The sequence below is a fragment of the Pedobacter sp. NEAU-ZC8 genome, assembly GCF_059278965.1.
Genome location: NZ_JCAJXC010000030.1, coordinates 1 through 10,602 on the forward strand (window position 1 = coordinate 1; position 10,602 = coordinate 10,602).

The window sequence follows — 10,602 nt, forward strand, 5'->3', positions numbered from 1 at the left end:
AAAGTAAACGTGGAAAAGAGCGTGGTTACCCGTCCATGGCAAACCAGACTACTGGGCTTTACCTTTTATCACAAGAAAGGTAGCAAAGGCATTACGGTACACCGTAAAAGCATTAGCACTTACAAGGATAAAATCAGGGAGATTACCTGCCGCAGAAAACCTTACCCGATCGAGGATCGGATGATGCAAATCAGGCAGCTGAACCAGGGTTGGGGGAACTACTTCAAGCTGAGCGAAGCTCATACTGTATTCAGAGAACTTGATGAGTGGGTCCGCAGTCGAGTCAGGCTATGTTATTGGATACAATGGAAGCAGGTAAAGACCCGCGTTAAGCAACTCGAGAAACTTGGGGTTCACCCTGATCAGGCTTATCAATGGGGAAATACCCGAAAAGGCCATTGGCGAACCGTACACAGCCCGATACTGACCCGGACTCTTAACAATGCATTTCTAAAGAAACAGGGGCTACTATGTCTAAAAGAAATAGTAACCCCTAAAGCTGTTTATGTTTAATGAACCGCCGTATGCCGAACGGCACGTACGGTGGTGTGAGGGGACAGGTAATCAAATAATGATTACCTTCCTACTCGATTTAAGGCTGGTTTACAACATGAAGGTAGATCGTGACTGGCAAGAGTTGCACGAATTTTTTGAATGATCTTCATTTACGTCCTTTTTTTATTTTCTATATTGTTTCCTGTAAAGGAGAATTAACCAAATTAAACTTACCGGGTATGAACGAATCAACGAAATTTCCTCGATTTCGGGATATCATGCGTTTCTGAATCAGCCTACCTGGCATACCACAAGTCTAAATGGATGGTCTCGCTAAAAACACACATTAGCTATAAATAATTGCAGTTGACTATGGAAAACAGTTTAGAAACATCAAGAAGAGCATTTATCAAGAAAGCATCTTTACTTACCGGAATAGCTGGCTTATCAGCCATGGGCGTAAACGCGAAAAGCTACAGTCGGATCTTGGGTGCCAATGACCGGGTTCAGGTAGGTATCATCGGATTCTCCAACCGCTTCAAAAGTTCCTTATTCCCCGCTTTCATGGATCATGCAAAAGAACTCAAATTTGAATTTGTGGGCGTCTCTGACATCTGGAACCGGCGCCGAGATGAAGCAGAGGCTTTTGTAAAAAGCAAAACTGGCCAAACCATCAAGAAATACCGCAATAATGAGGAGCTACATGCTGCAAAGGGCATAGATGCTGTAATTATCAGTACCGCCGATTTTCAGCATGCTTTGATGTCGGCTGAAGCGGTTCGAAATGGAAAGGACGTATATACGGAAAAACCAATGGCCGAGACCATGGAAGATGCCAAGATCCTGCTAAAAGCGGTTCAGGAGACCGGGAAAATATTACAGGTAGGCTCTCAGCGTAGAAGTGCACCCAATTATATTGCTGCCAATGAATATATAAGGTCCGGTAAATTCGGCGACATCAATATGGTTGAAATGACCTGGAATGTAAATCAGCCAGGCCGGTGGCGCTTGCCCAAGCTTGTTAGTGAAATCCGTCAGGAAGATACCGATTGGGACCGTTTCCTGATGAACCGTCCCAAAGTTGCATGGGATCCACGCAAGTACCTGGAATATCGTCTTTTCTGGCCTTATTCTTCAGGAATCTGGGGGCAGTGGATGGCACATCAGATTGACACGGTGCATTGGTTTTCGGGATTGAAACACCCGAGAAGTGTGGCTGCAAATGGTGGTATTTATCAGTGGAACGACGGTCGTGAAAATCCAGATACGGTGACGGCAGTGATGGACTATGGGCCGGCCGATGATAGGAGTAAGGGCTTTCAGGTATTATATTCTTCACGTTTTACGAACTCCGCAGGTGGAATAAAAGAATTATACTACTCGAACGGGGGGATGCTAAACCTGGAAACCAATCAGGTTACATCCGAAGGTGGACTAGCTGAAAATGATGCAGCAGCAATGGGTATGAAGGCTAACTTGTTAACACCTTTTACACTTTCAAATACGGCGAAAATTGAAACCGCTGCCAATACTGGTGGCGACCCGATGACTTCTTTGCACATGCGTAACTGGATGGAATGTGTGCTCAACAGAAAGACCCCGAACGCCTCCGTAGAAGCTGGTTACAACCACTCGGTTGCAAACATCATGGCTAGAACAGCAATGGAAACGGGCAAGAAGGTGACCTTCGATGACGTAAGGCAGGAAGTTGTAGCCGGATAATGAAATTCCCTTAAGCATATATCATGATCAGAGATTCTAGAAGTATAGGCGCATTCCTGACGGCAGGCGCCTTTATGCTGGTTGCAGCAATGATACTTAGCGGCTTTAGAAAGGAAAAGCGGTTTGCGATTACAGCAAATGAAGTTCAGAAAAGGATTGACATTACTGTTGACGGTAAACCTTTTACCTCCTATATATATCCTGATGAATTAATGAAACCTGTATTGTATCCTTTGCGAACCGCGAAGGGAACATTGGTTACCAGGGGCTGGCCATTGGATCCGCGACCTGGAGAGCGAGTTGACCATCCGCATCATGTAGGCATGTGGTTCAACTATGGAAATGTTAATGGCCTGGACTTTTGGAATAACTCAACAGCAATTCCCGCTGAAAAGAAAAGTGAATTTGGCACCATCAAACATGTAGCTGTAAACGAAATGATGGCTGATGATCACAAAGCAGCGTTAGCGGTGACGATGAACTGGCAGAAGCCAGATGGCTCTAGTCTACTGAGACAGCATACCAGATATATATTCACAAAAGAAGGGGAAGAACTTGCCATCGAATTAACAACAAGGCTGACCAGTTTAAAGGAAGATGTCTCTTTTGAGGATAACAAAGAAGGCCTGATAGGAATTCGTGTAGCACGTGAACTGGAGCATCCATCAACTGAACCGCAAATATTTACCGATGCTAAGGGCATTCCAACCGACATTGCAAAGTTGAACAATGAGGGCGTAACTGGAAAATACCGTAGCAGTGAAGGTATTGAGGGAGATGATGTTTGGTCAAGCCGCGCCAAATGGGTTAATCTAAATGGCAAGATTGGAAATGAACAAATATCATTGGTGATCCTTGATCACCCGGAGAATGTAGGCTATCCTACTTACTGGCATGCACGCGGTTATGGCTTGTTTGCTGCTAATCCGCTGGGGCAGAAGGAATTTAGCAAGGGCAAGGAAACACTGAACTTTAAGTTAAAGGCTGGCCAATCTGTAGTCTTTAAGTATAAGGTGCTGATCAACTCCGGCAGTAATCTTTCGGATAAGGAGGTCAACGAAAGATTCAAGGTGTTTGCCGGCGCCAGCTAGCGGAATAGGTACCCCAAAGGGTACCTTATAAGTTTTACCTTCTTAAAACGCTTCTCTTCTCGTCAATGATCCTGCGGATCTCTTTAACATCACTCTTGCTGAAACCCTTAACCTCAACTTTGTTGCCGTTCATGAATAGCCTTAAAGTGCAGAAGCCGATCATCGGACTATCTACTTCAATTGAAGTAATGTCCTGATAGTTCAGGTATTTAGAATCTCCACGGAATAATCCTGGGATTTTGATCTCGATATTGTTTTCTTCTAAATTGATCTCTGCCGGGAATACCTTGTTACCTTCTGAGAGTCTGGATGCTTTGAATTTCATTTTGAGCGAATAGTGTGTGTAATTTGCTGCCGATAAAAGTAAACAATTTTGGCGGAAAATGTTTTTATATACCTTTGAACAGATGACGAAGAAAAGAATGTCTAAAGGTAAATCGGGCAACAAAATACTACATAAAATTTCAGGGATCATATCAAGGATCTTAATCTGGTTTATACTGGTTTCATTCTTTTGGGTGCTGGCCTATCGTTTTATCAATCCGCCGATCACATTGCTGATGATCACCAGGAATATTGAGCGAAAATCTGATGGGAAATCTTTTAAGCTGGAGAAGGAGTGGGTGGACTTCGATCAAATCTCGAAGAACATGAAACTGGCGGCGGTTTGTGCGGAAGATCAGAAGTTCTTGAAGCATATGGGCTTTGATGTAAAAGCCATCAGCAATGCTTTTAAAAGCAATGAACAGGGTAAGTCGATAAAGGGGGGAAGTACCATTACGCAGCAAACGGCCAAGAATGTTTTCCTGTGGCCAGGGCGCTCCTGGTTGCGGAAAGGGTTTGAGGCATATTTTACTTTGCTAATTGAGATTCTCTGGAGCAAAGAACGGATACTGGAAGTTTATTTGAACGTGATCGAAATGGGAGATGGCATTTATGGTGCTGAAGCAGCAGCGCAGGCGTATTACAATAAATCCAGCAGTAAGCTTACCCGTTCCCAAGCCGCCATGATCGCGGCCTGTTTTCCGAATCCGCTACGTTGGACGCCTTTGAAACCAACGCGTTACATTAGACATAAACAGCAGTTGATTTTACGGAATATGCGTAGATTACCACTGGAATATAAACAAATACCCTGATCTGAAATCTCCCTGAATGATGAACCTAAAGAAATTAAGTCTGATCCTGTTGTTGTCTGTTGCAGGATCTGCATTTGCGCAGGATAAAAATGCGAAGTATGTATTGGTGATGCACGGTGGTGCAGGCACGATCCTGAAGAAAAACATGACCCCGGAAAAGGAGGCTGCTTACCGGGAAACGATGACAAAGGCACTACAGACCGGCTATGATGCTTTAAAAGGCGGTAAATCGAGCCTTGATGCGGTTGAAATCGCCATTCACGTATTGGAAGACTCTCCACTGTTTAATGCCGGCAAAGGCGCTGTATTTACCCATGAGGGTAAGAACGAGATGGATGCTGCCATTATGGATGGTAAGACCCTGAAAGCTGGTGCTATTGCAGGCGTAACGGTGATCCGCAATCCGATCAGTGCCGCCAGAGCCGTGATGGAGAAATCTGAACATGTGATGATGGCCGGCAAAGGTGCTGAATCGTTCGCCAAGCAAGCTGGTCTGACCATTGTTGAGCCATCGTACTTTTATACAGAAGATCGTTGGCGGGGATTACAGCAGGCCATTAAACAGGATTCGATGAAAGCGGTGCTTGATCACGATAAGAAAGCCCTGAAACTCGGGACGATAAACCCGGATTTTAAGTTCGGGACCGTGGGTGCCGTTGCATTAGATAAATCCGGCAACCTGGCTGCGGGAACATCTACTGGCGGGATGACCAATAAACGTTATGGCCGGATAGGAGATGCGCCGATCATTGGTGCGGGAACTTATGCAAACAACGCCACTGCCGGAATATCCGGAACGGGCTGGGGTGAGTTTTACATCCGTACCGTGCTGGCACATGACCTTTCTGCCATGATGGAGTACCAGAAACTTTCCGTTCAGGAGGCTTCAAAAAAGGTGATTGAGAAGATGGGCAAACTAGGCGGAGATGGGGGCTTGATCGCCTTGGACAAAAATGGCCATGTTGCGATGGAATTTAATACCGCTGGAATGTACCGTGGAACGGTTACTGAGGACGGTAAGATCAGCGTGGAGATTTATAAGTGATATTTTAGCTGTATTGATAAAGGGGCCAATTGGCCCCTTTTGTTTAGGATGTACGATTTAGAACAAGTGTGAGAACACGGTATTGTGCCAGCTCTGCGCAAAGGGTACCTGCCACTTGGTTTCAAACTCTTCAAGTGTCTGTACGGTATTGTTAAATACGATGGTGTCTGGTGTGATCTTTTTGATGCTGACAAGTGTTTCAAAGTCTTCCTTGTTCAGTGTAACGACTTTCCCATCAGCTATATAGGCCATGTTGAACCTGTTAAACAGATCAAGGTTATACTTATCTTCAATTTCCTTCAGCACCCGGACAGATGCATCAATAGAGCATCCGGTCACATTAGATGCTGTTTCATCTACGGTGATCACGATGAAAAAGTTATGAATGATTTCTGCCTTTGCTTTCAACTGATGGCCGTGAGCCTGCCACTGTGCTGTAAATGCGTCCAGCTTTTCTTGAATTTCTGCTACTTCTGAAGTAGTGAATTCCCGGTTACTTTGATAAACCCAAACTCTAGATTGTGGAGAAAAACTCATAACGCAAATTTAGTATTTTATTTAAATTACAATCAGTAATAAGCATTATGATGAAAAAGTTTACACAATACATGAAAATGTGGTGTTTTTTTTATGCAGCTGGCATTTTTTTCATCTTTTCTGCATTTTTGATTATTGATCCGCTGGAAGAAGATTCTATTTTTCTGGAAAACAAGCTTGTAGCACATTATGATGAAGATTTCGCCGCCAGGCAAATCAAACGTTATGAATTAAGTGTCACCAACAGTGGGTTTTGCAGGTACAAACGTTATTTCCAAAACGGCAAAGTAGAATATTTTGCTTTTAACTTCTCCGGTTTAAGGAAAGTGATTTTATGGGTACAACGACTAAGGGGCTGCTCTACCTGAGGACCGGGGAAGACGATGTAATTGTGCAGACCTTTAAAGATCCTGAGGGTGAGGTCGACAGTATGGCGAGCTATTTGGTTATACCCCTAAAGCAAGTTGAAGCTGAGGATTTAAATAGTTTAGGGTTGCGAATTCTTTCGATGCGGGAGACTTTGCAGAAACAACAAACACGGCTGTCTCTTCGTGGCGGGAAGCCACAATGATTTCTGTACCGTTGGCCTGTCCTTCGAAAAGCGCTTTTACCAGTGCTGGGTTGTTATTGTCTTTGCTCAAATGGGAGAGCAGTAGATGGCTCAACTGCGGCGAGCGGTGGGTGTTGAATAGTTCCAGTGCCTGACGATTAGACAAGTGACCCCGGCCACCACAGATGCGTTGTTTCAAAAAGTAGGGATAACCACCATTCTGTAACATCTGTTCATCATAGTTTGCCTCCAGGAAGGCTGCATGGCATTGTTTGAAGTACTTGGTAAGTTCGCCACAAACGGCACCAAGGTCGGTGAAGACGCCGACGTGTGTATCTCCGCAGGAAACCATAAAACTATGTGGCTCGATGGCATCATGTATTTTCGGGAAGGCGGTTACGGTTAATCTGCCGATCTGGGTTCTGCTGTGGCTGCTCAGGTTTCTTACCAAGCCTGGATTCAGTTCGAACCTGCAATTGCGTAAAGTTCCGGAGGTGATGTAAACGGGTAACTGGTATTTCTTCGCCAGTGTGCATACCCCCTTGATGTGATCCGAGTGCTCATGGGATATGAATAGCGCCTTAACCTTGCTCATTGACAGGTTAAGGCGCAGCATTCTTTTCTCTATTTCACGACAGGAGATTCCAGCGTCTATGAGTACAGCTTCATCGCTGTTACCCACATAGTAACAATTGCCGTTACTACCGGAATTCAGGGAGGTGATATATAGGTCGTTACAATCCATTCGCTCTTGCGGTGATTTCTGCGATGTCCAGGACATCTACGTTTTCGTTCTGATCTTTGATTTTCACACCGTCGTTGATCATGGTCATGCAGAATGGGCATGACGTTGCCACGATCTGTGGGTTCAGGGCCAGGGCTTCTTCCACGCGCTCAACGTTGATATCCTTCTTACCTGGCTCAGGCTCTTTGAACATTTGTGCGCCACCGGCACCACAGCAAAGACCGTTCACCTTGCATCGTTTCATTTCTACGAGTTGCGCATCCAGTACCTCCAGGGCTGCCCGTGGGGCTTCATAGATGCCGTTGCCGCGACCAAGATAACATGGGTCATGGAAGGTGATCTTTTTGCCTTTAAAGCTTTCGCCACCTTCGGCTCTTAGTTTACCCTCATCGATCAATTGCTGGATCAGTTGCGAGTGGTGAATGACTTCATAATTGCCACCCAATCCAGGATACTCGTTTTTGATGGTGTTGAAGCAGTGCGGACAGCCGGTAACGATCTTCTTGATGTTATAGCCATTAAGCACTTCGATGTTGGTCATCGCCTGCATCTGGAAGAGGAATTCGTTACCTGCGCGTTTAGCGGGGTCTCCAGTGCAGCTTTCTTCCGTACCCAGTACGGCATATTTTATACCTACATGGTGCAGGACCTTGCAGATATCGCGGGTTGTTCTTTGGGCGCGTTCATCGTAACTGCCGAAGCAGCCCACCCAGAACAAGATTTCGGGCTCTTCGCCGCGGGCGATAAGATCAGCCATTGTAGGCACTTCAAAATTCAATTGCTCAGTCATCTTTGACGCAAATATAGGGTTAGTATTTTGTTAGTTTTTGTTCGCCCAGTTAAAGCGATCGGCAGGGGAGTATTTCCATGGTGCTCCGTTGTTTTCCAGGTTACCCATCATGGTGTTTAAACTTCCTGGTGCCTGTGACTCTTCCATCACGATGTATCTTCTCATCTCCACGATGATGCTCAATGGATCTATGTTCACCGGACAAGCCTGTGTACAAGCATTACAGCTGGTACAAGCCCAGATCTCTTCGCGGCTCACGTAATCGTCCAACAGAGACTTGCCATCATCGTAGTCAACGCCATGTTTGTCGATGTTCTTTCCAACTTCCGATACCCGGTCGCGGGTGTCCATCATGATCTTTCTTGGGGAAAGCAGTTTACCGGTCATGTTTGCCGGACAAGCATCAGTACATCTTCCGCACTCGGTGCAGGTATAGGCATTGAGCAGGTTGGCCCAGTGCAGGTCTTTTACGTCTTTGGCGCCAAATCTGCTGGCTTCTGCTTCGGGTGGGGTAAATGAGGGATCAAGCATGGCTTTTACCTCATTGGTTACACTTTGCATGTTGCTGAATTCGCCCTTCGGCTTCAAATAAGAGAAGTAGGTGTTCGGGAATGCCAACAGGATGTGGAAGTGTTTAGAGTAAGGCAGGTAGTTCAGGAATGCGAAGATTCCGATGATGTGGAACCACCAGCAGCCACGTTCGATGGCGATCAGGCTTGCCTCTGATTCAGGTAACATGCCTTGCAGGAACTGGCTGATCGGGAATGCACCGCCTACCGTGTAGTGGCCTGCACCCATGGCTTGTAATTTCGCATCTGCCGCGTTCATGAGCAGGAATGCAGTCATCAGCAGGATCTCTGTAATCAGGATGTAGTTTGCATCCGACTTCGGCCATTCGGTCATCTCAATTCCACGAAAGCGTTTTAACTTCAATACATTTCTACGGATTAGGAAGATCACGCAGGAAGCCAATACGGTAAAGGCAAGGATCTCGAAGGAGCCGATCAGGAAGTTATAGAAGCCGCCTAATCCGGAGAATACACGGTGGGTTCCAAAGATCCCGTCGATCATGATCTCCAATACTTCGATGTTGATGATGATGAAACCAGCATAAACGAAGAAGTGCAGGATGGCAGGGATCGGGCGTGCCACCATTTTCGTTTGGCCGAAAGCCACTTTAAGCATGACTTTGAGGCGTTCGCCAGGTTGATCGAAGCGATCTACTGGACGGCCTAAACGGATGTTGCGGATTACTTTCTTGAAGTTGAAGCTAAATAAGGCTATTGCAGCGATGACGAATGCAATAAAAAGGATTTGTAATACCATTACGCTAGATTTCTATTTAGTTGTGCTAAGGTAAAGAAATTGTGTGGAGAATATTCCTATGCATGCATAATAGTTTTTAAATTGATGTTGTTTGGAAAAAAAGATGTTTTTAGGGATAAAATTTTTCACACAGGAAATCAGGTGTTTAGGGGGCTAAGGTGAATTAGTTTGTAAAAAGATTTGGTGAGTAAAAAAAAGAAGCTACATTTGCAATCCCCAACCGAGGGAACGTTTAGTAAGATAGACGGTAAAAGGTGCGATAGCTCAGTCGGTAGAGCAAAGGACTGAAAATCCTTGTGTCGCTGGTTCGATCCCAGCTCGCACCACGAAAAAGCTTCAGAGAAATCTGGAGCTTTTTTGCGTTATAGCCTACCACACGCTGTTTAAAGCACAATTTTGAACGTAATTAAGGTATCTCGCCCATTGATTAAGGATCAAGTCAAAAAGTTGTGGAGCAGATCATATATTTTTAGCTTTGGTGTTTTAGATTTCTTACTTCATGCAGGACGGATACCACACCTTAATAAGCTTACTACTTCCCGATTTCATTCTTGACTTTTTCGAACTCAAAGAAGTGCGCAAAGAAGAAGATATATTTCATTTGGATTTGCAAGAGGTTAATATTACTCCAAATGTGCCAGAAGGAGAAAAGCTGCTTTCCAAAGGCTTTTTTCCAACCATTACCGTGCAGGACTTCCCGATCCGCGGGCACAAGGTGTTCCTCCATATCAAACGTCGTCGCTGGCTCAATACCAGCACAAACAAAGTGGCTTACCGGGATTGGAATATTGTTGCAGAAGGCACGCGAATAACAGAGGGATTCGCGGCTTTTTTAAAAGAAATCAGTCGATACCAGCCCTAATTCGGTCCATACTGTAGGTGGCTTCTATGGGGTAAAAGGAAAAACACTTCAGCGGAATTATCGCGAGTCATTAAGCGGATTCAAGGACTGGAACCAAAGGTTGCATGCAAAAGATTGGCTGCTTTTCCCCGAGAACTTAGGCGTTCAGCTGTCCATCGATGAGACCTCGTTATCTCATGGGGAACTTTATACAATACTAACAAATAAGGCTGCTAAGGGTAAAAAAGGCGCTATTGTCGCCATTATTGCTGGCACAAAGGCAGATACTGTCATAGAAGTGCTGCAGAAAATTCCCGAAAA

General features: G+C 45.2%; 12 protein-coding genes, 1 tRNA gene and 1 pseudogene. 9 read left to right on the forward strand and 5 right to left on the reverse strand.

The genetic code is table 11. The features are described 5' to 3' along the window. The 3 genes from AC5WJX_RS17600 to AC5WJX_RS17610 all read left to right on the forward strand — a co-directional run. Positions 1-513: group II intron maturase-specific domain-containing protein (locus AC5WJX_RS17600; protein WP_494483672.1), on the forward strand; the 513-nt coding region annotated here is incomplete at its 5' end. Positions 514-867: 354 nt separating this feature from the next. After that, positions 868-2,217, forward strand: coding sequence for a Gfo/Idh/MocA family protein (locus AC5WJX_RS17605; RefSeq protein ID WP_494485565.1), 1,350 nt, complete (start codon positions 868-870; stop codon positions 2,215-2,217). A gap of 23 nt (positions 2,218-2,240) precedes the next feature. Then, entirely contained in the window at positions 2,241-3,308 is a 1,068-nt protein-coding gene (locus AC5WJX_RS17610; protein WP_494485566.1) for a DUF6807 domain-containing protein, read from the forward strand. A 34-nt stretch (positions 3,309-3,342) separates the two neighbouring features. Here the strand turns inward: AC5WJX_RS17610 and AC5WJX_RS17615 are convergent, their stop codons facing one another. Next, positions 3,343-3,633, reverse strand: coding sequence for a hypothetical protein (locus tag AC5WJX_RS17615; protein WP_494485567.1), 291 nt, complete (start codon positions 3,631-3,633; stop codon positions 3,343-3,345). Between the two features lie 82 nt (positions 3,634-3,715). On the opposite strand from AC5WJX_RS17615, the gene mtgA reads away from it, so the two are divergent. Continuing rightward, entirely contained in the window at positions 3,716-4,447 is a 732-nt protein-coding gene (mtgA, locus tag AC5WJX_RS17620) for a monofunctional biosynthetic peptidoglycan transglycosylase (RefSeq protein WP_494485568.1), read from the forward strand. Positions 4,448-4,463: 16 nt separating this feature from the next. After that, a complete protein-coding gene (locus tag AC5WJX_RS17625; RefSeq protein ID WP_494485569.1) occupies positions 4,464-5,492 on the forward strand; it encodes an isoaspartyl peptidase/L-asparaginase family protein in 1,029 nt (342 codons plus the stop codon). Between the two features lie 57 nt (positions 5,493-5,549). On the opposite strand, the gene AC5WJX_RS17630 is transcribed toward AC5WJX_RS17625, so the two are convergent. Beyond that, on the reverse strand, positions 5,550-6,029 hold the full coding sequence (locus AC5WJX_RS17630; RefSeq protein WP_494485570.1) for an ABC transporter ATPase: 480 nt from the start codon (positions 6,027-6,029) through the stop codon (positions 5,550-5,552). A gap of 47 nt (positions 6,030-6,076) precedes the next feature. On the opposite strand from AC5WJX_RS17630, the gene AC5WJX_RS17635 reads away from it, so the two are divergent. After that, complete coding sequence (locus tag AC5WJX_RS17635) at positions 6,077-6,397, forward strand: hypothetical protein (protein WP_494485571.1); 321 nt, start codon at positions 6,077-6,079, stop codon at positions 6,395-6,397. Between the two features lie 78 nt (positions 6,398-6,475). Here the strand turns inward: AC5WJX_RS17635 and AC5WJX_RS17640 are convergent, their stop codons facing one another. The 3 genes from AC5WJX_RS17640 to AC5WJX_RS17650 are packed head-to-tail and all read right to left on the reverse strand — an operon-like array spanning position 6,476 to position 9,440. Beyond that, a complete protein-coding gene (locus AC5WJX_RS17640) occupies positions 6,476-7,324 on the reverse strand; it encodes an MBL fold metallo-hydrolase (RefSeq protein ID WP_494485572.1) in 849 nt (282 codons plus the stop codon). Continuing rightward, positions 7,314-8,114: a (Fe-S)-binding protein gene (locus AC5WJX_RS17645; protein WP_494485573.1), complete on the reverse strand. Its 801-nt coding sequence runs from the start codon at positions 8,112-8,114 to the stop codon at positions 7,314-7,316. The genes AC5WJX_RS17640 and AC5WJX_RS17645 overlap by 11 nt, the downstream gene beginning before the upstream one ends. A gap of 30 nt (positions 8,115-8,144) precedes the next feature. Then, positions 8,145-9,440, reverse strand: coding sequence for a 4Fe-4S dicluster domain-containing protein (locus AC5WJX_RS17650; RefSeq protein ID WP_494485574.1), 1,296 nt, complete (start codon positions 9,438-9,440; stop codon positions 8,145-8,147). Between the two features lie 253 nt (positions 9,441-9,693). Between AC5WJX_RS17650 and AC5WJX_RS17655 the strand changes: the two genes are divergently transcribed. The 3 genes and pseudogenes from AC5WJX_RS17655 to AC5WJX_RS17665 all read left to right on the forward strand — a co-directional run. After that, positions 9,694-9,766: transfer RNA gene (locus AC5WJX_RS17655), tRNA-Phe, on the forward strand. Between the two features lie 173 nt (positions 9,767-9,939). After that, positions 9,940-10,302: an ISAon1 family transposase N-terminal region protein gene (locus AC5WJX_RS17660; RefSeq protein ID WP_440429483.1), complete on the forward strand. Its 363-nt coding sequence runs from the start codon at positions 9,940-9,942 to the stop codon at positions 10,300-10,302. Positions 10,303-10,402: 100 nt separating this feature from the next. Further along, positions 10,403-10,602: pseudogene (locus tag AC5WJX_RS17665) on the forward strand (ISAon1 family transposase); the annotation flags it as partial.